We start from the raw sequence: 23,925 nt of genomic DNA, 5'->3' as shown, positions 1-23,925 counted from the left end.
AAAAATTTAAAATTCAAAGGAGGTGAAACCATGGAACGATGGGATACCCTATGGAAATGGCTTCTCGCTCTAATAACCAGCTCAGCAACCTACTTCTTCGGCGGCTGGTCAGGCGTGCTCGGCGTACTGCTAGTCTTCGTCATCCTCGACTATCTAACTGGGATTGCAGCGGCGGGGATGAGTGGCAAGTTGGAGAGCAATGTCGGGATGTTTGGCATCGCCCGAAAGGTATTTATTTTTGCAATGGTATCGGTGGCTCATCTGGTGGACGGTGTTCTGGGAGACGGACATTTGTTCAGGGATGCGGTCGCCTTTTTTTATATCGCGAATGAGCTGTTGTCCATTATTGAAAATGGGGGCAAGCTGGGCGCACCAATTCCGCCTGCGATCCGGCAGGCTATTGAAGTGCTCAAGGGTAAGGGAGGAGACGGGGGGATTCCTGGTAACTATACTCCTGATTCCAAGGAATCTTTTGTACAGTCAGATCATAAGGACGCTGATCAACAGACCCGAGATGGAACGAAGTAAGGAATTAGCTTTCATTAAAATGTGCCTAGTAGCAAGAGATAGAGCAATATTCGAATCGATAGTCTGATCCATTAGCTACACGTAGTGAAGGAGACGGAATCGATTCTGAAGAAGCGGTAGCGGTCGCCTTTGTCTCCGAATTTCTAACCTTTAAGAAAATGAATCAAGAAAATTTGGAGACAACAGCGATCGGAAGAACGATCCGTAGCTGGAACGGTCACTTACCGACTCGGTATTTTTTAGTTAGTTAAAGGAAACCCAATAGATTACCAATAGAAGTTAGATAGCACCGACATAGAATTCGAAGCAGACTGACCAAGCAGCAACTAATCTTACCCAAATAGCAAAACCGATGTAATCTATAGCCATCCAAACTTATCTTTCACCAACAATCAGGACATGCACACAAGCAACCCCTGATCCTCAAGCATTAAATGTAAGAGTATTATGCATCAATCCAGAGAGCGACTTTCCATCAGCAATGCATAGATCAGAATGATCTAATCTGTCTATACTTGCATCCTGGAGCGCTTGAATCGAATGATGCAAAATGCGGATACAAACGGCAATTTGCCGCATAAAGGGTGTGAGAAACATGCAAACGAGAAGCTCGGGCAACACGCAGGGCATTGACGTCTCCCGTTATCAGGGCACAATTGACTGGGCCAAAGTGAAGGCAAGCGGCATGACATTTGTGTTCATCAAGGCCACCGAAGGACAGACATATACGGATCCGAATTTCCAGAAAAATGTGACTGGCGCACTGGCGGTGGGCATGCTGGTCGGAACGTACCACTTCTTCCGTGCAACATCCATGGATGGTGCCAAGGCTGAAGCTGCGCATTATGCCACGACACTGCAAAAAGTAGGAGGCGCCAAGGCGCTGCAATTACCTCCTGTCTTGGACTACGAGAATAATCCCGGTAACCTGAGTAAAGCTCAGATCAACACGGTAGCCAAAGCTTTTTTAACGGAATTACAACGTCTCACAGGTGTAAAACCGATTATATACACGGGCAATTCATTTGCCGGCAATTTTGATACTTCCATGAGCTCATACGATCTATGGATTGCGCGTTACAGCAACACACGTGTACCGGATGCACAGCCGGCCTGGAAACGGTGGACGTTCTGGCAGTATACGGATTCGGGCAAGGTAAACGGGATCAGCGGCAACGTGGACATGAACGAGTTTGAAGGATCGGCAGCGGAATTGAAAGCAAGATATGTAGCAGCAGCACCAAAGCCGCCAGAGCCATCCGAACCAACCCATCCCACGAATCCAACCGAACCACCGAAAGGGGGCGAACCGATGACAGCCGAAGAGAAAGCAGCGTTTGATGCGCTCAAATCCCAGGTAGATAAACTGCAGGCGCGCCAGCAGATGGAAGTTCCGGTCTGGGCGAAAGCGGCCGTGGATGCAGCATTGGCATATGATACGAAAAATCCATTGTTTAGCATCGATAATGGGGCAAGTTATGATTTTTACCGTTTTATCACGGTCATGTACCGCAGAGGTTTATTCAAAAAATAAGCTGGTATAACTTAAAATATAAGTTGGGCACGGTTATAACTGAGTGAACACAACAAGGGACACACGACGCTTTTTGTCGAAAGGTGTTCCTTTTTTGTATTTCATGTAAATGATATTAACATATATAATAAAGTTGAAGACGTATGTCCGTAAATCTCTTGTCTAATTGATCAATGTGATGTAAAGTAAGTTACACGAAATCGATTTTCACCACTGTTTAATTTCACAATCCTCCTCATCATGACAAGACTTTAACATGAAAAGTTAATGTAATGTCTCCCTGTTGTAAAATCCAACATCTGTAGATCCATCTCACAACGTTATGACACAATCCAACCTGCTTAACCACTAAAATCCTGTTTAAATTACGTTGTCCATCAGCTGATCGCCACCATTTGATTTTGCCTATTGCACTTTAGCTGCGATGATCTAACGCCAAGACAAACTCCTACCCTATCAGACAACGCTGCCGTTCTCTCTAAATCAGCTCGATTTTGGAGCCGCCAAGCCAAATCAGTACCATCCTACTGTTGCTTATTGACCTAAGTTTAATTATTGCGCAACAACGACAGGCATTTATAAATGGTCACCACATTCGAAAAATCTAAAAAAATGTGTACGGTTACATCCGTTTTTACATTTCATATATGCTCCTCAACTTATCTAAACATCCATCCCAGGTATCAAAGGCATTTAAAGCCTTTCATATGATACAAAGCACCAAACCGATCGATTGTAATCAATAGAGTTTTTTTCATGCCAGTATCACACACATTATGAGACAGGGAAGGGTGTTGTACGTATGCGAATGAGAAAAAAGTGGATGTCCGGAATCATGGCAATGGCCATGAGTACAGTCTTGATCCTATCGGGCTGCTCCAGTAATGAGGGGGCTGGGAATTCACCTGCTCCGGCCGAAGGCAGTGAACCTCCAGCGGAAGTGACCGAGGCTTAGGATACGATGATTATGGGACGCGGCGGAGATTCCGTGGCACTGGACCCGGCAATCGTTACAGATGGGGAGTCACTGAAGATCGGACATCAGGTGTTCGACTCGCTGCTTGACTACAAAGAAGGTGGAACCGAGGTTGTTCCTGGACTAGCTGAGAGCTGGGAGATTTCGGCGGATGGACTCAAGTATGATTTCAAGTTGAAGTCCGGAGTGAAATTCCACGATGGTACCGACTTCAACGCAGAGGCTGTGGTGTTCAACTTCAACCGATGGAGTGATCCGGCCAGTGAGTATAAATTTGAGGGAGATTCCTTCGATTACTACGATTCCATGTTTGGTCCAGAGGATGCACGTGTGATCAAGGAAGTCAAGGCGATTGACGAGACAACGGTCGAGTTCACCCTGAACCAGCCGCAAGCGCCTTTCCTGCAAAACATAGCGATGACGCCATTTGGCATTGCGAGTCCAACCGCGATTCAGGAGAAAAAGGAAAATTTCAAGAGCGAGCCGGTAGGCACAGGCCCGTTTGTATTCAAAGAGTGGAAGCGGAACGACTCCATCACCTTGGAGAAGAATCCGAATTATTGGAAAGAGGGACTGCCGAAGCTGAACAAGGTGATCGTGCGTTCCATTCCGGATAACACGGCCCGCTTCAATGCGCTGCAAAACGGCGAGATTGATATCATGGAGGACCTGAACCCGGATGACTTGTCCATCCTTGAGGGAAATAGCGAGCTGCAAAAAATCGAGCGTCCACCCTTTAACGTGTCATACATTGGTTTCAATTTCAAGAAAAAACCGTTTGATAACGTGAAAGTAAGACAAGCCCTCAACCATGCGGTAAACAAACAAGGCATTATCGATGCTTTCTTTGCCGGACAAGCGCAGCCAGCGGTGAATCCGATGCCGCCAACGCTTTGGGGATATAACGACAGTATTGAGGACTATGCTTACGATCTGGAAAAGGCAAAAGCGCTGCTTGCCGAAGCCGGCTATCCTGATGGATTGCCTGACCCGGTAACATTCTATGCCATGCCGGTATCCCGGCCATACATGCCTGACGGCAAGAAGGTTGCCGAAGCGATTCAGGCCGATTTTGAGAAAATCGGAGTGACCGTCAACATCGAATCACCCGAGTGGGCAACGTATCTGGATGATGCCAAAGCCGGGGAGAAGGACGACATTTACATGCTCGGCTGGACAGGTGATAACGGTGACCCGGATAACTTCCTGTATACGCTGCTCGATAAAGACGCGATCCCGGGCAACAACCGCAGCTTCTACGTCAACGAAGAATTGCATACGCTGCTGACGAGTGCGCAGAAAGAAACGGATCAGGACAAGCGCGCGGAACTGTACAAGCAGGCGCAAGTGATTATTAAGGAAGATGCTCCATGGGTTCCACTTGTGCATACCACTCCCATTCTGGCAGGAAAAGCGAACCTGAAAGACTTCGTACCGTCCCCATTGGGCACGGAATCCTATGCCAAAGCCTACTTTGAATAACTTGTATATGAGCTGTGTTTAGTATTATCAAGATTTATTAGTTCAAAGCGCTGGCGTACACGCAATGCTTGATAAGAACCCACATCTGGATGTAACGATCTTAAGCATGCATGTCTGCCAGCGCTTTTTATAATTGCATATTGCATGGATTTTGCATGATACATCGAAGGCAGGTGAATGAGGAGTGAACAGTTACATCGTCAAACGTGTACTCGTGTTACTGCCCGTGCTGCTGGGCATGACCCTGATCGTCTTTTCCATTATCCATGCCATTCCGGGTGATCCGGCCGAGACCATACTCGGGCAAAAGGCAACCGAACAATCCAAGCAGGCTCTGCGTGACCAGCTGGGACTGGACAAACCATGGTTTCAACAATATTTCGCCTATCTGGGCGATCTGTTTAAGGGCGATTTGGGCACATCCATCCGCACCAAGGTTCCCATTGCCCAGGAAATTATGCCCTATCTGACAGCGACCCTTGAATTAACGATGGCGAGCATGCTGTTTGCGATCATCATTGGCGTGAATGCCGGGATCGTCAGTGCGTGGAAACATAACTCGTGGTTTGATTACTGCTGCATGGTCATTGCATTGGTGGGTGTGTCGATGCCGATCTTCTGGCTGGGGTTGATGGAACAATGGCTGTTTGCGAACAAATTGCATTGGCTGCCCTCCATCGGCAGAATGAATGCGCGTGATCCAGTTGAAGCCATGACGGGCTTGTATGTGCTGGATACGATGATTGCCGGCCGCTGGGATCAGTTGTGGACGGTAACAAAACATTTACTGCTGCCAAGTATCGCGCTCGGCACAATTCCGATGGCTGTTATTGCCCGGATGACGCGTTCCAGTATGCTCGAAGTGATGAGTTCGGACTATATCCGAACCGCGAAGGCGAAAGGGCTTGGCCCGTTTTTTGTTGTATATGGACATGCGTTGAAAAATGCGTTCATCCCCGTTCTTACTGTCATCGGCATACAGACCGGTTCCTTGCTCGGTGGAGCGGTGCTGACCGAAACGATCTTTGCCTGGCCTGGTGTCGGTCGCTATATATATGAAGCCATTAGTTCGCGGGACTATCCGGTGATCCAGAGCGGCATTCTGATCGTGGCATTCTTTTTCGTAGTGATCAACCTGATTGTGGACTTACTGTACGCCGTATTCGATCCGCGGATTAGCTACAAGTAGGAAGACGGTTCAGCAATCGTAGTGCCTGAGCGTAGTGGACTCGTTGATCTTATCTTTCATCCATAGCCAAGAAGGGAGACGCCGCATGGTCAAATTATCGACCAATACCGGAGCACCAATGGACACTGCGCCTGCACCTGCATCAGGTCCATGGCGGGAAGCCTGGAGAACGTTTCGAAGAAATCGGCTTGCGCTCGCAGGTTTGATCATTATCGTTTTTTTCATTCTGTTGGCCTTTGCTGCCCCATATATTGCACCGTATGACTACAAAGAGCAGGTACTCACAGATCGTCTGCAAGCCCCTTCGGCCGAGCATTGGTTCGGTACCGATGATCTCGGGCGTGACGTATTTTCCAGAGTGCTGCACGGGGCGCGCATTTCATTATGGGTCGGTTTTTTCTCCGTGATTGGCTCCATTGTGGCGGGTGCGTTGCTTGGACTGATTGCCGGGTTTTATGGAAAATGGGCAGACATGCTCATCTCGCGTTTGTTCGATATCCTGCTTGCCTTTCCAGCCATCCTGCTGGCGATTGCCATCGTGGCCATTCTTGGTCCATCCTTGCAAAATGCACTGCTCGCCATCGCCATTGTGAACATCCCGACCTACGGACGGCTGGTGCGTTCAAGGGTACTTAGTTTGAGACAGGAGGAATTCATTACGTCGGCGCGTACGCTGGGGGCTAGTAATATGCGGATTCTGTTTCGGCACATTTTGCCGAATAGCCTTACCCCGCTCATCGTACAAGGCACACTGGGCATAGGGACAGCAATTATTGAAGCGGCTGCACTCGGATTTCTTGGCATGGGGGCGCAACCCCCTGACCCGGAGTGGGGTAAAATGCTGTCGGATTCCCGCCAGTTTCTGCAAAAAGCGCCCTGGACGCTTATTTTCCCGGGACTTTCCATCATGTTCACCGTGCTCGGTTTCAACTTGCTGGGGGACGGGCTGCGCGATACCCTTGATCCAAAAATGGTGAAAAAGTAGAAGGTTGCATCTCCATTTTAATCTCTAAAATCAAGTCTCCGAATCTGTTCCAAATCTAACGAACCTGGAAAGCCTTATTGTGCGATTTACTGCCAATTTCCCAGTCTGACGAATCCCACACACACTATTTTGCGAAAACCTGCGGAAAGTTTGGGAAGGTCGCCTAAAGGTGAGAGATAGCGTGCTACGATGCTTTAGGTTAGCGAAATCATCCTAAAAAGCCCTATTAACTTCTGTAAGGTTCGTTAGCGTGTGGTTTGCCAGCGCTGACTCAGGCAGTCATCTAAGGCAGTTATCTAATGTGGCAATCACAACACAGCAAGGTAGATGTCCTTTCGAAATACATTAGATGGCGATGTTATGATACTATCGTCTGTTCCACATACTCATTACAGTCTGTCTCCAAGCCGGTTCGAACTTTGATTCGAGGCGGCTTTTGTGTTGCATGATGGATTGAGCTAAAATGGTAGAGATGTGCAAAACTTGAATGGTTATTCGATCATTTTGTTAAAATATCCGCCTTCGTATTGACACCCAATTTTGCCATATGTTATATAAAAGGAAGGGTTTAGCACTCTGATGATTGGAGTGCTAACAAATGAATTTACATTACACGACTACATATGGAATGATTGTGTTTTTGAATATGGATAAAGTTAACCTTGAATAGGACATGAGAGTTGAGGGGCTAGAAAAGACCTGGCACACGAGCAAGATGGATCAACAGATTTTTACTTGAATAAAAATCGCAATGTTTAAAATCAGTTGGTGAATGGTGCGGCAGCAGTGAAGGGGACGAAATCGATTTTGTAGAAGCGAAGCGTTCGCCTTTATCACTTAATTTCTCCCTTTTCAAAAAAGGGATCAAGGAAATTAGGGGATAACAGCGATCGAAAGAACGATTCGTAACCGGAACGGCTGGACCGCAGAAAATTATGCACTTATTTTAAATCAGCAATAGAGTGAATCCAAAAAATCTGTGGATCAAAGCATTTGAAGGCTGGTCTAGCAACGTAACGTTCGGCATGGACAATTCAAAGGTTTACTTTCTATATTCAATCCAATCATTCGATATCCAATTTGAAAGGAGACACCCATTCATGGCTAAGAAAGAATTCCAGGCTGAATCCAAGCGTTTGCTGGATATGATGATCAACTCCATTTACACGCAAAGGGAAATCTTTTTGAGAGAACTGATCTCCAACTCCAGTGACGCCATTGACAAAATATATTACAAAGCACTGACTGACGACACACTCGTCTTCAACAAAGAGGATTACTACATCAAGCTCACCATCGACAAAGAAAACCGGACACTCACCCTGACGGATACCGGAATCGGGATGACGCAGGAAGAGCTGGAGAACAACCTGGGGGTTATCGCGAAGAGTGGATCGCTGGCGTTTAAGAAAGAGAATGAAGCCAAAGACGGACACAATATCATCGGACAATTCGGGGTTGGTTTCTACTCTGCATTTATGGTGGCGGACAAGCTTACCGTGACCAGTAAAACGCTGGGCAGCGACGAAGCCTGGAAATGGGAATCCGAAGGCGCGGACGGGTACACGATCACTCCAGCGGAGAAAGATACCGTGGGTACGGAAATCGTCCTGACGATCAAACAGAATACCGAAGAAGATTCGTATGACGAATTTTTGGAAGAGTACCGCCTGAGATCCATCATCAAGAAATACTCCGATTTCATTCGCTACCCGATCAAAATGGATGTGTCAGGCCAACGTCCAAAAGAAGGTACGGAGAACGAGTTCGAAGAGTACAAAGAAGAGCAAACCGTGAACAGCATGGTGCCGATCTGGCGTAAAAATAAAAGCGAATTGACCGAAGAAGACTACAACAACTTCTATATGGAAAAACGCTACGGTTTTGACAAACCGCTCAAACATTTGCACATCAGCGCTGATGGCGCAGTGGTATATAATGCGATCCTGTTTATCCCGGAGAATACACCGTTTGATTACTATACAAAAGAGTATGAAAAAGGTCTGGAACTGTACTCTAACGGTGTATTGATCATGGACAAATGCGGAGATCTGCTGCCGGATTACTTCGGATTTGTCAAAGGTATGGTGGATTCGGAAGATCTGTCCCTGAACATCTCCCGTGAAATGCTGCAGCACGACCGTCAGCTCAGTCTGATCGCGAAGAACATCAAGAACAAGATCAAGAGCCAGCTGCAAAGCCTGCTTAAGGATGAGCGTGAAAATTACGAGAAGTTCTACCAGGCGTTTGGACGTCAGCTGAAGTATGGCGTATACAGTGACTATGGTGTGAACAAGGACACCCTGCAGGATCTGCTCCTGTTCTCTTCTTCCAAAGAGAAGAAATTGGTGAGCCTGGACGAGTACGTTTCCAGAATGCCTGAAGATCAGAAGTACATCTACTACGCATCCGGTGAATCCATTGAACGGATTGAGAAGCTGCCACAGATCGAGGGTGTACTCGACAAAGGCTATGAAGTCTTGTACTTCACCGACGACATCGATGAGTTTGCAATCAAGATGATCACGAACTACAAAGAGAAAGAATTCAAATCCATCTCCAGCGGTGACCTGGGCATCGAGGACAATGCAGACAAAGAAGAGACGGATGCACAGGACAACGATAACAAAGAGTTGTTCGAAGCGATGCAAGCACAGCTCGGCGGCAAAGTAAAAGCTGTTAAAGCTTCCAAACGCCTGAGAAGCCATCCGGTATGTTTGTCCACGGAAGGTGAACTGACGATTGAGATGGAGAAAATCCTGAAAGCTATGCCGAACAGTGAAAATGTACAGGCGGATAAAGTGTTGGAGATCAATGTCAATCACGATGTCTTCAAATCGCTGAAAGACGCATTCGCACAGGATAAAGAAAAACTGAACCTCTACACAAGCCTGCTGTATCATCAAGCATTGCTGATCGAAGGACTACCAATTCAAGACCCGGTAGAATTCACTAACGATATCTGCAAGGTTATGGTGTAAAAATCCTTCGTACAAGCGTGCGATAATATCCTTGATGCAAAAATTCACGCAGCCTTAAGATTCAAACTAGGTGAAAATTAAGTTGAGTAGCTAAATCACTTCGCTGCATCTCCATATTCATCCGACAGGGCATTTCCGTCCTGTCGGTTTTTGTTTTTTTACCCACAACGGGAAGGATGCGGGGGAGGCAGACTATCACTGTAGTGATGGATGATATTATTCTAAATTGAACTTGATTTTCACTCGATTTTAGCGAGTTGAATGGTGAATACCATTATGTATTTTAAGGACAGCAAAAGTAGTGAAGGGGACGGAATCGATTCTGTAGAAGCGGAGCGTTCGCCTTTATTCCCGAATTTCTCCCTTTTTAAAGGGAATCAAAGAAATTTGGGAATAACAGCGATCAAAAGAACGATCCGTAACCGTAACGGCCACGTAAACTGTATAAGTCACTTTTTTTCACCATTAGTCACGTTAGTGTAATTTCAATATGAATCATTATCATTTAGGTGCACGGATGATAGTCTGGCAGGGTATAATAAAAGGAAGATGACTGTGCTTCACAAGTTGATGTGAGAAGAGATGACAATCGCAGATAGGTTTTGCTTTTCGAAAACGCTGATTATGTGTATAATCACTCAAAATAGAGACAGTCGGCTAGGAGTGATCAACATGCAATGGAACGATCTAAGAGAACATAGGCAATACCCTGAACTGACCAAACTGGATGGAGCTCGGGCCGCATATGAGCGGGACTATTCCAGACTGATCCATTCACCGACCTTCCGTCGGTTGCAAGGCAAATCCCAGGTATTTGGCGCCGGAACAGGCGATTATTATCGCACACGATTAACCCACTCTCTGGAGGTGGCACAGATTGCGCGTGAAGCTGCACGGAGCCTGCTTCGTCGGTTTCCGGAGATAGACTGGAGTCAGGCGGACAACCCCGGATTGATCATCGATTCGGAAGTGGTGGAGTGTGCCGCAATTGCACATGATTTTGGTCACCCGCCTTTTGGACATAAAGGGGAAGAAGTGCTGGACGGCATTCTGGATGATCTCATCAACACCGAGGTCAAGAAAGTGATGAAAAAGAGCCGCGGGGCCAAGTCACCCCAACAGGAGCCGGAGATTCGCGCGGAGCTGAAACGAAAATATGAACATTTTGAAGGCAACGCACACAACTTCCGTCTCATTATGTATTTGGAGAAACGCGAGGATATCGACGGGCTGAACCTGTCCGATGCAGTGCTGCTGGGGATCAACAAGTACCCTTACCCCGGTACGGAGAGCAAGAAGGGCATGTATCATCATGAATGGCAGTATATCCACGAGATTCGCAATCGTTGGGGCATTCCGGCTGGCAAAAAGACGCTTGAAGCCCAATTGATGGACCTTTGCGACGACATCGCGTACTCTGCCCATGATCTGGAGGACGGCATCAAGGCAGGCAAGATTGAAGTGCATGAGCATTTCCTCCAAGATCCGCATATCAATCGGTTGATTGTGGATAAGATTACGACGCTGGAGGATCTGTTCTGGAACGGGTGGACAAGGGAAGCGATTGGGCAAAAGGTAGAAGAAGTACTCGCTTCGTTTCTGCGTATCTGGAATGAAAAGATGCCGTTCTGTGAGCATGATTACTCACGTACCCGCCGTGAGGTCAAGGCATACTGGGTCAGCCTTTTTGTTGCCAGCCTGGGGGTCATTGATAACGGAGACTGGAAGAAGGTCACGTTTGTCCGTGAGGGTGCCGAGGATCTAGACATGCTGCGTACAGTGAGTGTGCTCAAGAGCTTCGCCTGGGTGACTATGATTCGGGATCTGCGAGTCCAGCGGCTGCAAAAGCGCAGTGAATGGATGATCAAACGTCTGTGGGATGCTTTCCTTGATCCAGAGACATCCAAATCCATTATTCCGTCTGATTGGCTGCAACGGTATGAGAAGGATCAGGCGAAGGCTAATCCGATCTGGACATGGGAGCATATGGTGATCGACTATATTGCCGGGATGACGGATGCTTTTGCCGAGAAAATATATAATGAACTTTACGGTCTCAAGGTCGGTTCTATTTACGATCTGGACTAGATAAGCGAGATGGAGGGGATGAGCCGCTTGGGTGCGAACATCAGTGGGAAATACAATCTGGGCGTACTTGACCTTGTTCCAAGGTTGAACGGTGCCACGGCAGAACAGGCGCTTCAACAATCCGTTACCCTTGCGCAGCGTGCTGAGACTTGGGGGTATTCAAGGTACTGGACGTCTGAGCATCATGATATGGACGAACTTGCATCGGCATCACCGGAAGTGCTGCTTGCTCATATTGGGGCGAGAACCAACACGATTCAGCTTGGCTCCGGAGCTGTGCTTCTTCCGCATTATAGCCCGCTTAAGGTAGCGGAGTCATTCCGGCTGCTCGCCGCCCTCTATCCGGGGCGAATGGAGCTCGGCTTGGGTCGTGCGCCAGGCGGTGGTCCGCATGCAACGATGGCCTTGAGTGGCAATTACTTGCAACATGTGTCCAAGCTGCCTGAATCTCTCGCTGCACTGACGGAATTGCTGGAGGATCGTTATACTTATGAGGAGCATCCCGTGACGGCTCGCCCGATCCCGGAGCTTCCCCTATCCTTATGGATGCTGGGTACCAACGTAAAGAGCGCGGAGTTCGCTGCCCGTTTCGGTATGGGGTATGTATTCGGTCAATTCATGAGTGACGCTGATGGTACAGAGGCTGTACGTCGTTACCGGGAGGGGTTCATCCCAAGTGCCCATCGGAAAGAGCCGGAGGTCATGGTTGCTGTCAGCATTCTGTGTGCGGAGACAGAGGAAGAGGCGCTGTCCTGGAGTCGTGAAATGACGAAGAACCGGGGAGCGGGAGGGGAAGAGGTTCCAAGACAGCCCGATATCCACACCCGTACCCATCCTGACACGATAGCTCATGATGTGGACCATGCCAGCGAAACGGAAGCACAGCGCCATTATACAGGCACACCTTTGCAGATTTGGGAAAAGTTACAGCAGGTGAGCGACAAACTGGGTACCAATCGATTGCTTGTGGTTACGGCTGGACCGGATTATGAGCGCAGGTTGGCCTCTTACAGATTGCTGGCTGAAGCGTAATGTGCACGAGCTTACTCTCTACCTGATTCCTAATTTGTTTCACAATCTAAAGAGCTGCAGATCGGTAATCCGTATGCTGCAGCTCTTTTTGAATTGAGTCGGGCAGCCATCCACCATCTTTAACAAAACAGAGCATGTCCTTAACAAAAGAATGTTATAATACGTTACGTCTGTTTTCCTATAGATATTGTATTGAACAGATTATTTTGCAATATGCCAAAAGAAGGGTAAAACAACGACAAAAGAACCTATATTCGGAAGTGGCCGAAAATAGGCACAGGGAGGAAATCATATGTTTAGCAGATTCAAGATCAAGAGTATCGGTCTGCGTATCAGCATCGCGTTCTATCTATTAATCCTCTGTTTAATTCTTCTTAGCGTCACCGTTGTTACACAAATGAACTCCATGGAAAGAAACACGAATGAGATCACCAATAACTGGATGCCCTCACTTCAACAGATTAACCGTTTAAATTATACGACAGAACATATTTTATCATTGAGCTACCGCCATTATGATGCACAGGCCGGGGTCAAAGCGGCCCTCGGGGAAGAGCGTACCAAGTACATTCGGGAAACGGCCCAGGCGATTAAAATATACGATCAACAGGAAAAGACAACGGAAGAAAAGGAACATTGGGATGCATTCAAAACGAAGTGGGAAGCTTACCTCAAGATCAACACACAATCCATTAAGCTGAGTGATGAAGGACAGGAACAATTGGCCAAGGAAGTATCCGGAAAAGGGGCCGATTCCTTCGATGCCATGCAAGTCGATCTGGACTATCTGGTGGAATACAATCAGGAACAATCCAGCATCTCTGCTGCGCAGACGATTCGATCCGTGCAGGATGGAAGAATGATCATTGTTGTTGGTGTAGTGGTAATGATTCTTATCACGGCAATCAGTATTCCGATCATTCGTTCTCAAGTGGTTAAACCTTTGCTCCGGGTGATCAGCGCCGTGAAACTGATTGCGGAAGGTCAGTTGAATGTCCAGGATATACATACCAGACATGAAGATGAAGTTGGTGTGCTTGCCAAAGCGGTGAATGACATGAAAGGTAATCTGACGTCCATGGTACTGAATGTTAGACGTATCGCTGAATCCGTCAATCGCCAAAGCAGCGAATTGGCCATCTCCTCCGAAGAGGTTAAGATTGGCAGTCGCCAAATTGCCATAACGATGGAAGAGTCGGCAAAAGCGGCAGAGAGTCAGGCGGAAACGGCTGTAGAATCCGCTCGTACCGTTGAAGGACTTAATATCCTTATCCAGCAGCATTCCGAGCAGGGAAACCAGCTTCGACGGATGTCAGACCTCATTCTGAAGCAGGGACACAATGGTCGCGAGTCGATGGAACAATCTGTAAACCAGATGCAGCAGATCGCTGGGGCAGTTTCGTCTTCCATGAACAAAATGGAACAGCTTGACCGCAAAAATGAAGATATCTCGCAGCTGGTTCAGGTCATCCATGATATCGCACGCCAGACCAACCTGCTTGCTTTGAATGCTTCCATTGAAGCAGCTCGTGCGGGGGAGAGCGGACGCGGATTCGCAGTCGTCGCAGCAGAAGTGCGGAAATTGTCCGAAGCCGTTCAAACTTCGGTGGAAGAGATTACAGTCATCACAGAGGACATTCAGCGGGATTCCCAGGGTGTGGTTGAGGAACTTCGTACAGGTGTACTGGAGACTGAGCGGGGGCAACAGCAAGTACGTATTTCCGGCAATCTGTTCCGTACCATTAGTGAATCGGTCGAGAGCATGGTCCAGGTCATTGCGACTATGACGGATGGCTTGGAGGGTATGCAGGAGACGAGCGGACGCATGAATGATTTTAGCCAACAGATTTCGGCAGTGTCGGAGCAATCCGCGGCGAGTGTAGAAGAAGTATCTGCTTCGGCCGAAGAGCAGGTGAGTTCGATGGAAACGATTAGCGGCAATATTCAAACCCTGAAAGAATTGTCCGATGATCTGCTGGCCTCCATTGAAAAATTAAAAATATAAACCTCTTCTTATAATAGAAGAAACATGAAGGACGGCTACCATGTTGAACGATGCAAACCGCAAAAATTCAGTTGTTGGAAGTTATGTGTATACCTTTGCCTGTCATGAAAATGAACGTGCATTATGTGAACTGGAGCTAACCACCATGCTCGTTCCTGATATCGATATCCATTCCGGAGGGTGCGCCTATATTCGCTCCCAGATCTGCCTTCCACCGGGCAGAAGTCCATTTGTTCGGGGCAGACTGGATGTGATGGCCGAGGCGGATACGGTGGCAGGTCTGAAGCCTGCCGCTTCACAAATCGATCTGTCTTCTGGTGAAACGTTTAAGGTGGTATGCCTGAAAGAAGGAGATCATATGCCAGATTATGCGCGTTCCCGTCAGCTGGAAAAAGAGCTGGGCATGTGCATTAAGGGCAAGGCGATGATGAAGCAGCCTGATGTGACTTTTGGACTAATCCATTCAGACGAAAAATGGATCCTGGGCCAGTGGATCGAAGCTGATCGTTCATGGCAGTCCCATCACCAGAAACCGCAAAATTATTCTACAGGCCTTGGTGTTACATTAGCCAGAGCGCTGGTCAATATAGCGATTCCACAAGTGGAGGGTCATCAATTACTCGATCCGTGCTGTGGAATGGGAACTGTTGTCATTGAAGCTTTATCGATGGGGATCGAGGCGATTGGCAATGATTTGAATCCTTTGGCAGTACAGGGGGCGCGTACTAATCTTCCTCATTATGGGTATGATCCGGCCAGGATTACCCTTGGGGATATGAATGATTTGGAAGGTTTCTACGATGCGGCCATACTGGATATGCCTTACAATTTATGCTCTGTTCTTCCCGATGAGGAACAATTTGGCATGTTGGCAAGTTTGAAGAGGCTTGCAAGGAGGGCGGTTATCGTTTCCACCGAAAGGGTAGAGGGGCACATTTTGGATGCCGGATGGACCATCGCTCAGTATCGAACAGTGAGCAAGGGCACGTTTATACGTCACATTTGGGTGTGTGACAACATGAACATTACTGAATAATCGAAAAACCTCCACACCGGAAAAAAAATTTCCAGTGTGGAGGTTTTTGTTTGGAGTGGCAAGGGAATACCTAATATAGATTTGTACAATTTCACATAGAATAAAATGGAATATTTAGTATTTGTGACTATAATCCACCAGATTGAGCGGAAGAGTTTTACCAGAAACATACGCTTCCAGATTTCGGACAAAAATATCAAGTGCCCGTTCAGTGTACTGCTCTGTGCTGCCTGCAATATGCGGTGTAATCAGAACATTGTCCTTGCCCCATAATGGATGATCGGAAGGGAGAGGCTCCTCTTCAAATACGTCAAGTGCAGCAAAGGCAACCTGTCCGCTGTCCAATGCACTCAGAAGAGCTTCCGTATTTACACTTGGACCACGCCCAACATTGACGAAGCAGGCGCCGGATTTGAAATGGGCGAATGCAGCCTGATCATAGATATGATGGGTTTCATCCGTGAGTGGCAAAATATTGATGACATAATCGCCCTGACCGAGAGCTTCATGGAAGCCGGACATGGTGTACATGCGGTCTACATTCGGAACATCTTCTCCGGAGCGGCGCACTCCGATCACATTCATGCCCAGTGCTTTGAGAATACGCGCGGTTTCTGTTCCGATCTCTCCTACGCCCACGATGACTGCTGTTTTGCCGTGCAATTCAGGCAGTGGCTTGCCGGGTGATTTCCACTCTGCCTGTTGTTGGTGGACCATGGCTTGTCTCAGCCAGCGGCTGTGGGATAACATCATACCCAGAATAATTTCGGTAATGGGAATGGCGTGTACGCCATTAGCACTGGTTACCAGTGTATTTTTTGTTTCCAATTCTGAGAAAGGAAGGTTATCCACACCTGCGGACCAGACCTGAACCCATTTTAAAGGGCTGTTTTCTTTCAGGGCATGTTCGGTTACCAATGGAGACCAGCCTACGATAATCTCGGCTTCTTTTAACTCCGATGCGTCAATCTCTTTGGCTTTGCCAACCGTAAGTGTATAACCTGGTGCTGCATCCAGAATGCGTTGTTGTTGCTTTGTCGACAAGGATGGGAAACATACAATTTTACCCATAGTTAGTGGCCTCCTGAATTCAATTGTGTTGTACTTTTAGTGTAGCAGAAAAGAAGACGATGTGCGTAAAAGGCAGGAATGCAGCCTCATGTGCAAATCCCAGAAATTGTGTCACTCTATAATTAACCAACTTGAAACCTTAGAGGCGACTGTGAAATAATAAAATGAACTTTAGAAGAGGTGTATACCATGAATAAGTATTCATATACGGACCTTCCGTCCCGACGGGAACGATTATTTATTGCGCTTCGGTTGCCGGCACATATACAACATTCACTTCGCCTGTCTGCCGAACTCGTGCAGGGCAAACTTGATTTTCGCAAATGGACGGATTATCGGGATTATCATATTACATTGCAATTTCTGGGGGATACCCTTGTTAGTGACATTGGGCAACTTCGAAAAACCTTACGTTCGGCAGGCGCCGGATTCCAGCCTTTTGAGCTGAAAGTCTCCGGGTGGGGAACATTCGGTTTAAAAGAAGCACCAAAGGTGCTTTGGAGAGGTGTTGAAGGGGAACTGGGGCGGCTGAATCTGCTGCAAAAACGAATCGTGGACGCTACTTCATCCCTTGGATATGAGACCGAATTGAGACCTTATTCTCCGCACATTACTATGGCGAGAAAATTTCTGGGACAGGTTCCAGGAAATGAGGATAAAGGAATATTTGGAGTGCTTCCTGAACAGGTTTTAGGTGTTAATTCATGGATGATTCAAGATTTTGTGCTATATGTGACACAGCTAGGTCAGGAGCCGATGTATGAGGTCGTGGATACGTTTTCTTTTTCCTGAAACTCATTATTATGACATAAAATCACATTGACATTACGTTATTCCCTATGTAATATTAGCCAACGTTATTCAAATTCTTTTTTTGTGGTTACTTAGATTAGGGAATTGTTTCGACAGGAGGAATCTTCGAATGGATATTATAAGCAAGAATCGTTGGGTGGCACCGATGTTATCTGTGCTGCTTGTATGTATAGTGGGGGCTAACGTCGTTCAGGCGACTGGAAAGTGGAATGAGGCAAGTGAGAGCAAACAGATGACCGAACTCGCGGCTTCTGTGGAAAATAGCAAAAATTCTTTTAACGAGGACAGGCGAATGATGCAAGACGGGACAAGTCTGTCTGCTAATGGGTCTATCAAGACTAGTAACTGGACCAATTCGCTCCCTGCCAAGAACTGGTTGACATCTGCTCAGGAAGAGCAGGAACTGAAGGAAGCGAAGGCTAAACATGCAGCCCGAGCTGCAGCTGCGGCCAAAGCAAAAAAAGAGGCTGCTCTGAAATTGGCGAAGGTAGAGCGTGCCAAAGCGGTAGCTGCAATAACCACTCCCCCCCAAAAACTTTACTTTACGCGGACCAAACTTCTGAATCAGGAAGACTCGAAACTTGCGACCTGGTCATACAGTGTGTCCGATAAAGAGCTGTTTCTGCTGCAGAAAATTGTCATGGCAGAAGCGGAAGGTGAACCGTACGAAGGCAAAGTGGCAGTTGCCAATGTTGTCTTAAACCGGCTGCGGTCAGCCAATTTTCCCGATACCATTTACAAAGTGATCTATCAGAAATCTCAATTCAGTCCTGTAGCGAATGGGCGCTTGAAACGTGTAACTCCCAATAAGGACACGATCAAGGCAGTGAATGCGGCATTGAACGGGAAAAAGGAAGTAGCCGACGATACGTATTATTTCCTGTCTTTGACGCTTGCAGATGATCTGACAGTGGCTCATTCCCAGAAAAAAGTGAAAACCATCGGGCATCATACGTTTTACAAGTAAAATACCTATAAATTCTGCAAACAGGCAGGGTAGTTAACTATGTTCTGACGATACCAACTCCTCATACGCTTTGAACGCAGTTTTATTTCGTCGTTTTCATTTTATATTTGATGAGGGTTTGTTATTTACATTACCCTTTTTTTCAGTAAATCATACGGAAAATGAGTGAAATAAAAGAAGGTTCCCTTCCAGTAACGGAGGGGAACCTTCTTTATATATGGCCTGCGGATATGAAAAGCCCTCGTAGAACGTCCAGAAGGGGTCTTAGAGCTGCTAGAATGGGATTCGGGTACCTGACAGCGAAGTGGCTCCTATCCCGGCTGTAAAGCGCTCCTTGGGCGCGGATGTGAGTTCGGCTGTAGCCGGGAACAATAAATCATGGACCGCCTGGGCACAGCACGTCGGATCATAGCTGGATTTATTGCTAGGTTTGTGCACTGTTTTCAGCTGACTCTCAGTTTGAATGGGTGCAGCTCCGTCACATAACTCTCTGAAACGGTTGGTAATGACGTCAGCCGAGTGAATAACCTGACCGTATCCGGCTTGTACAAAATATTCACAGTTTTCTTCTTCCTGCCCAGGCAACGGAGGTACGAATAGCATCGGTAATCCTTTTGCCAGTGCTTCCGTACAGGTCATGCCGCCTGGCTTCGTAATCAGTACATCAGATACATCCATCAGTTTGCTGACCTCTCGGGTATACCCGAGTATACGGATATTCGGATGCTGGAAGCAGGACATCTCCTTCAGCTTGGCAATCATTTTCTCATTGCTTCCCAGACAGAACAGCAGCTGTACACGATCTGCCCAGGAGGTGAGAGCCTTCATATGCTCTTCATCAAAAGAAAGTCCCCATCCTCCGCCCATAAGCAGGGCAGTAGGCATGTTCTGGAGCCCCATTTCCTGCCGTAGGCTCACCTTGTCTCCTGCTTCCCAGAAGTCGGGATGTACAGGAATACCGGTAATTACAATTCGTGAGGGTTCGACACCTCTGATTTCAAGCAGAGCCTTTACCTGTGGTGTGGAAACCAGATATTTGTTCACCTCGGGATTGATCCAGGTTGCATGTACGTCGTAGTCCGTGACGAGCGTATACAGCGGAATATTGAGCCCCTGACGTTTAAGCCGGGAGATGACCGCATTCGGAAAGGGATGCGTGCAGATTACGGCATCAGGTTTCAATTGGGATACGACTTGAGCCGTCTGTGTATAAAAAATCCGGTGCAAGGCCAATTTTGTAAATCCGTTCAGCGATTTGTTATACTGCGTCCGATACAGAAGACTGACCAGCTTCGGCTGAACGGATAGTGTCTTCCGGTATGCGGACAGAATAAGTGGAGCCATCGTTGGATTCAAAAATTTCCCGAGCTCAATCACCCGGCTATGCACATGTGGACTAATTTTTTTAATGCCGCTTGCGAGCGCATGGGCGGCCTGTGTGTGACCGGTGCCGAAACCTTCGGATAACAAGAGCACTCTTGGTTTTCGCATGAGTTCACCTTTATTCATCAATTTAAATTTAATGTTCATACCGCACGATGCATTACTACATGAATATACAGCGAAGCGGAAAATCATGTTCATTCGTTACATATTTACACTACAGTTGATGTTCTGATACATCGAAACTTCGTCTTTACCCGTTTGTTGGAGTCATCATACACTATAGACGAGGATAGAAGCAGTTTCCACTGCATTTCGGTTAAAAAAAATTAACCCAAATTTTTAATGTTAGGGTTGCAATCTGATAATGAGAGTGGTAATCTTGTTTTTGACCGAATGACTGAATTGTATTTCTGGTCATTCAAAAGGACGATCAATGAAAATGAGGAGGGATATGATGGCTCCGATTGACAGGAGACAGCAGGTCATTCATGCAGCCGCGCAGTCGTTCGCCATGTTTGGATACAAGGCAACCACGATGGATCAGGTAGCAAAGATTGCGAACGTTGGCAAGGGAACGATCTACACGTTCTTTACGAATAAGGAACAATTGTTTGACCAAATCCTGGTGGAAGTGATTCAGGAAATGAAGAACATTGCTCACCGTGAAGTGCATCAGGAAAGTGCTTTTTTTGATAATCTGTTTCGTGTGCTTGATTCGCTGCTGGAGTTTCGCCGTGATCACGATTTGCTGGTTAAGTTGTCCCAGGAGCTTAAGGATTTTGGTACACTTCAGGCCAAGGAAGGTTTGGAGAAAGTGGAGAAGGTAATCTCCGATTTTCTGGCTCGTGAGCTTGAGAAGGCTAGAAGCAACGGAGAGATTCGCGACTGTGATCCACAGGTAGTAGCCTTTATGATGATTCGTTTGTACATCGCCCTCACCTCAGACTGGAGCAAGCAGCACGAACCGCTGAGCAAAGAGGAAATCAAGAATTACTTTCGCCTTTTCTTAATGGAAGGAATTGCTGCCGCAACGTAGCCCGAAAATTTATTCTACTATAATAGGGGTTATCCATATGCACGAAGGCAGTGAGGCTTGTCGGAAGACAGGTTTGTTTTTTGCTCTAAAATGACCGTTTGAGGAAAATGGTCAGTAAGTGTTTCGGTAATTTTTTGGAACACATCAAATGAATTTCACTATGGTTACCCTGCTCTTGGAGCAGAGAGAATAAGGGGAGAAAATGACATGAAATCTTTATCCGTGTTTTTCAAGGATGTGGGATCGGCCGTGAGAAACCCGAAAATATTGATCCCCGTTATCGCCATTATGTTTATTCCGATTCTGTATAGCGGTATTTATTTGGCTGCTTACTGGGACCCGTACGGTCATGTGGATGAAATGCCTGTTGCCGTTGTCAATCTGGATAAGGGCGCAGAGTTGGAGGGCAAGTCGCTGCATGTAGGGAACGACCTCATTGATGAACTGAAGAAAAATGCAGATTTTAAATGGGACTTTGTGAGTGCCAGTCAGGCTAGAGAAGGCATGGAAAATGACAAATATTATATGCAAATCACGATCCCGGAAAACTTTTCATCCCAGGCCACCACGCTGCTTAATGACAAGCCCAAGCCGGCGGACCTGATCTACGAACCGAATGGTAATTACAGTTTCGTGGGTGCACAGATTGGCAAGACGGCGATCAAGGATCTGAAAGCCAAGGTGTCGGCCAAAGTTACAGAATCCTATGCGGAGACGCTGCTCGACAAATTCTCGGAGGTATCCGACGGATTGGCTGAAGCTGGCGACGGCGCAGGCGAGTTGAATACAGGTGCAGGCAAGCTGGATGATGGAGCGGTGAAGCTCAAGGATAATTTGGCGAAGCTGGCTTCCGGAACACTGGAACTCCAGGAGGGATTGTCCCCATTAAGTGATGGAGTCAATGCACTGCACACGGGTGCATCCAAACTTGAAAGTGGAACAACGAATCTGGTATCCGGGTTGCAGCAGCTTCACACGGCAGCTGCAAGTCAGCTTCAAAGCGGAGCGGACCAATTGAAGGAAGGCAGTACCAAGCTGGAAACCGGACTGAAGTCTTCTCTGGACGGCACAGGCAAGCTGCAAACAGGATTGCAGTCTTCCGAGCAGGGCAGCGCGAAACTGTCCGACGGTCTGCAAAGCGCTGTGGAGGGTAGCGGAACCTTGGCAGCTGGCTTGCAATCGGCAGTGGACGGCAGCGGCAAGGTGGCAGACGGTGCGCAGAGCGTTGCTGAGGGGTTGAAGCAGCTTGCTGCATCGAACCCGGAACTGGCAGCCAGCGAGGATGTGCAGAAGCTGCTTGCAGCCAGCGCAGCTGTTGCAGACGGAAGCAAGCAGCTGCATGAGAGTGAGCAGAAGCTGGCAGCGGGTGCGGATCAACTGCATCAGGGTAACCAACAGCTTGCAGCGGGTGCTGCCGAGCTGCATGGAGGCCAGAAGCAGCTGCTGGCAGGTGCGAACCAGCTGTTGGATGGTCAGCAGCAATTGCTGGCAGGTGCCGGACAGCTTAGCCAAGGCGGAACGAAACTCTCCGACGGACTCAAGCAGTTTAGCGGCAAGCTGGGTGAAGCTGCAAGTGGCGGTACGCTGCTGGCAGATGGAGCCAAACAACTGGGGACGGGAACGTCAGCTTTGCAAACGGGTGTAGGCAAGCTTAGCGGTGGTGTGAGTTCACTCACAGACGGTTCCAAGCAACTGGGTGACGGAGCGGGCAAACTGGCTGACGGCCTCACTGAGCTGAAAGATGGATCGAATGAGCTGGCTACCAAGCTGAATGATGCAGCTCAAAAAACGTCAGAAGTCAAGAAAACAGATGACGTGGTAAACATGTTCGCTGAACCTGTGAATACGTCAGAGGACACGGCAGAGAATGTGAGCAATTACGGTACAGGGTTGACGCCGTTCTTCCTGTCCATCGGTTTGTTTGTAGGATCACTGATTTCTACCATTGTGTTGAAAATGCGTGAGACCTCCGTACCGGGTGCAACAGGCTGGAATCGTTTTGTCAGCCGTACGCTGGTATTTGGCTCCATGAGTATTTTCCAATCGGTGATTGTTGCAAGCTTCATGTTATACGGTCTTGGACTGGAGACACACAGCGTTCCGCTGTTCTATCTGTTCACGATCATTACCGGACTGACCTTCATGTTGATTGTTCAGGCCCTTGTCACTTGGCTGGATCTTCCAGGACGCTATGTAGTCATACTGCTGTTGGTCTTCCAACTTGCAGCGAGTGCGGGAACCTTCCCGGTGGAGCTGATTCCATCGTGGCTGCAGGCATTTAGCCCTTGGTTACCAATGACGCACAGCATTATGGGCTTCAAGGCCGTTGTATCAAGTGGCAATTTCGATGTAATGTGGCATCAGGCCGGAATCCTGGCAATCTATGCGGGTGTATCTGTGCTGTTAACCTTGGCTTTCTTCCTGTGGAACGGCAGACGCCCCAAAAAAGATGTCGAAGCGGCGGAATCCGGTCAGGTTGTAACAGCATAAGTCGAATCTGGACTACAATGAGACTGGTTTTATGAAAAATAAACTTTGTGCTTGTGTATCAAAATTGTGCAATATAGTAGTCAAATAGTACAAAGAGTCTGTGACCCGAAAACGGGTTGCAGACTCTTTTTGTATACAAATGCATAAGGAAGAGGACGCTCATTGGATTACGGTGTGATAAAATAGCGGAAATATGGATAAACGCAGGCCACATATGGAATGATTTTCTTTTGTTAGTCATTTAAATCAGTTGTACTCTGACATAAAATGTGTATAATTATTCGAAAAAGAGATGAATTTAAACGTCATTACACTAAAGCTGTACT

The 23,925-nt window shown here is 47.4% G+C and carries 15 protein-coding genes and 1 pseudogene; 14 read left to right on the top strand and 2 right to left on the bottom strand.

The window, feature by feature from the left end:
• Window positions 1-30 precede the first annotated feature (30 nt).
• From PPA03S_RS13945 to PPA03S_RS13900, 10 genes and pseudogenes are all read left to right on the top strand, one after another.
• Complete coding sequence (locus tag PPA03S_RS13945) at window positions 31-528, top strand: phage holin family protein (RefSeq protein WP_062323834.1); 498 nt, start codon at window positions 31-33, stop codon at window positions 526-528.
• A gap of 595 nt (window positions 529-1,123) precedes the next feature.
• The gene (locus PPA03S_RS13940) at window positions 1,124-2,062 is read left to right on the top strand and encodes a glycoside hydrolase family 25 protein (protein WP_062323832.1); all 939 of its coding nucleotides are present in this window, start codon (window positions 1,124-1,126) and stop codon (window positions 2,060-2,062) included.
• A gap of 808 nt (window positions 2,063-2,870) precedes the next feature.
• Window positions 2,871-4,520, top strand: a pseudogene (locus tag PPA03S_RS13935) (ABC transporter substrate-binding protein).
• A 184-nt stretch (window positions 4,521-4,704) separates the two neighbouring features.
• The gene (locus PPA03S_RS13930) at window positions 4,705-5,709 is read left to right on the top strand and encodes an ABC transporter permease (protein WP_062323830.1); all 1,005 of its coding nucleotides are present in this window, start codon (window positions 4,705-4,707) and stop codon (window positions 5,707-5,709) included.
• An 85-nt stretch (window positions 5,710-5,794) separates the two neighbouring features.
• On the top strand, window positions 5,795-6,694 hold the full coding sequence (gene nikC, locus PPA03S_RS13925) for a nickel transporter permease (protein ID WP_062323828.1): 900 nt from the start codon (window positions 5,795-5,797) through the stop codon (window positions 6,692-6,694).
• A gap of 1,100 nt (window positions 6,695-7,794) precedes the next feature.
• Window positions 7,795-9,675, top strand: a complete 1,881-nt coding sequence (htpG, locus tag PPA03S_RS13920; RefSeq protein ID WP_062323826.1) for a molecular chaperone HtpG — start codon at window positions 7,795-7,797, stop codon at window positions 9,673-9,675.
• Between the two features lie 672 nt (window positions 9,676-10,347).
• A complete protein-coding gene (locus tag PPA03S_RS13915) occupies window positions 10,348-11,763 on the top strand; it encodes a deoxyguanosinetriphosphate triphosphohydrolase family protein (RefSeq protein ID WP_062323824.1) in 1,416 nt (471 codons plus the stop codon).
• A gap of 27 nt (window positions 11,764-11,790) precedes the next feature.
• The gene (locus PPA03S_RS13910; protein ID WP_245683616.1) at window positions 11,791-12,795 is read left to right on the top strand and encodes an MsnO8 family LLM class oxidoreductase; all 1,005 of its coding nucleotides are present in this window, start codon (window positions 11,791-11,793) and stop codon (window positions 12,793-12,795) included.
• Between the two features lie 292 nt (window positions 12,796-13,087).
• The gene (locus tag PPA03S_RS13905) at window positions 13,088-14,800 is read left to right on the top strand and encodes a methyl-accepting chemotaxis protein (RefSeq protein ID WP_062323820.1); all 1,713 of its coding nucleotides are present in this window, start codon (window positions 13,088-13,090) and stop codon (window positions 14,798-14,800) included.
• Between the two features lie 40 nt (window positions 14,801-14,840).
• Window positions 14,841-15,836, top strand: coding sequence for a TRM11 family SAM-dependent methyltransferase (locus tag PPA03S_RS13900; protein WP_062323818.1), 996 nt, complete (start codon window positions 14,841-14,843; stop codon window positions 15,834-15,836).
• A 114-nt stretch (window positions 15,837-15,950) separates the two neighbouring features.
• Here the strand turns inward: PPA03S_RS13900 and PPA03S_RS13895 are convergent, their stop codons facing one another.
• Window positions 15,951-16,907 (bottom strand): D-2-hydroxyacid dehydrogenase, encoded by a 957-nt coding sequence (locus PPA03S_RS13895; RefSeq protein WP_062323816.1) that lies wholly within the window; start codon window positions 16,905-16,907, stop codon window positions 15,951-15,953.
• A gap of 189 nt (window positions 16,908-17,096) precedes the next feature.
• Here PPA03S_RS13895 and thpR point away from each other — a divergent pair, with 189 nt between their 5' ends.
• Together thpR and PPA03S_RS13885 are read left to right on the top strand one after the other, a co-directional pair.
• A complete protein-coding gene (gene thpR / locus PPA03S_RS13890) occupies window positions 17,097-17,699 on the top strand; it encodes an RNA 2',3'-cyclic phosphodiesterase (RefSeq protein ID WP_062323814.1) in 603 nt (200 codons plus the stop codon).
• 130 nt (window positions 17,700-17,829) lie between these two features.
• Complete coding sequence (locus PPA03S_RS13885) at window positions 17,830-18,687, top strand: cell wall hydrolase (RefSeq protein WP_062323813.1); 858 nt, start codon at window positions 17,830-17,832, stop codon at window positions 18,685-18,687.
• A gap of 273 nt (window positions 18,688-18,960) precedes the next feature.
• Here PPA03S_RS13885 and PPA03S_RS13880 read toward each other — a convergent pair whose 3' ends face one another.
• Complete coding sequence (locus tag PPA03S_RS13880) at window positions 18,961-20,178, bottom strand: MGDG synthase family glycosyltransferase (protein ID WP_062323811.1); 1,218 nt, start codon at window positions 20,176-20,178, stop codon at window positions 18,961-18,963.
• A 349-nt stretch (window positions 20,179-20,527) separates the two neighbouring features.
• On the opposite strand from PPA03S_RS13880, the gene PPA03S_RS13875 reads away from it, so the two are divergent.
• Complete coding sequence (locus tag PPA03S_RS13875) at window positions 20,528-21,109, top strand: TetR/AcrR family transcriptional regulator (RefSeq protein WP_062323809.1); 582 nt, start codon at window positions 20,528-20,530, stop codon at window positions 21,107-21,109.
• 207 nt (window positions 21,110-21,316) lie between these two features.
• Window positions 21,317-23,599, top strand: coding sequence for a YhgE/Pip family protein (locus tag PPA03S_RS13870; protein ID WP_062323807.1), 2,283 nt, complete (start codon window positions 21,317-21,319; stop codon window positions 23,597-23,599).
• Window positions 23,600-23,925: the final 326 nt, after the last annotated feature.

It is taken from the genome of Paenibacillus pabuli NBRC 13638, assembly GCF_001514495.1.
GTDB lineage: Bacteria > Bacillota > Bacilli > Paenibacillales > Paenibacillaceae > Paenibacillus > Paenibacillus pabuli.
This window is presented reverse-complemented; position numbering and strand designations above follow the sequence as displayed.

What these genes read in the sequence shown, in the direction of transcription:
- PPA03S_RS13945 (WP_062323834.1), top strand. Translation starts at nt 31, where the DNA reads ATGGAACGATGGGATACCCTATGGAAATGGCTTCTCGCTCTAATAACC.
- PPA03S_RS13940 (WP_062323832.1), top strand. Translation starts at nt 1,124, where the DNA reads ATGCAAACGAGAAGCTCGGGCAACACGCAGGGCATTGACGTCTCCCGT.
- nikC (WP_062323828.1), top strand. Translation starts at nt 5,795, where the DNA reads ATGGTCAAATTATCGACCAATACCGGAGCACCAATGGACACTGCGCCT.
- htpG (WP_062323826.1), top strand. Translation starts at nt 7,795, where the DNA reads ATGGCTAAGAAAGAATTCCAGGCTGAATCCAAGCGTTTGCTGGATATG.
- PPA03S_RS13915 (WP_062323824.1), top strand. Translation starts at nt 10,348, where the DNA reads ATGCAATGGAACGATCTAAGAGAACATAGGCAATACCCTGAACTGACC.
- PPA03S_RS13905 (WP_062323820.1), top strand. Translation starts at nt 13,088, where the DNA reads ATGTTTAGCAGATTCAAGATCAAGAGTATCGGTCTGCGTATCAGCATC.
- PPA03S_RS13900 (WP_062323818.1), top strand. Translation starts at nt 14,841, where the DNA reads ATGTTGAACGATGCAAACCGCAAAAATTCAGTTGTTGGAAGTTATGTG.
- PPA03S_RS13895 (WP_062323816.1), bottom strand. Translation starts at nt 16,907, where the DNA reads ATGGGTAAAATTGTATGTTTCCCATCCTTGTCGACAAAGCAACAACAA.
- thpR (WP_062323814.1), top strand. Translation starts at nt 17,097, where the DNA reads ATGAATAAGTATTCATATACGGACCTTCCGTCCCGACGGGAACGATTA.
- PPA03S_RS13885 (WP_062323813.1), top strand. Translation starts at nt 17,830, where the DNA reads ATGGATATTATAAGCAAGAATCGTTGGGTGGCACCGATGTTATCTGTG.
- PPA03S_RS13880 (WP_062323811.1), bottom strand. Translation starts at nt 20,178, where the DNA reads ATGCGAAAACCAAGAGTGCTCTTGTTATCCGAAGGTTTCGGCACCGGT.
- PPA03S_RS13875 (WP_062323809.1), top strand. Translation starts at nt 20,528, where the DNA reads ATGGCTCCGATTGACAGGAGACAGCAGGTCATTCATGCAGCCGCGCAG.
- PPA03S_RS13870 (WP_062323807.1), top strand. Translation starts at nt 21,317, where the DNA reads ATGAAATCTTTATCCGTGTTTTTCAAGGATGTGGGATCGGCCGTGAGA.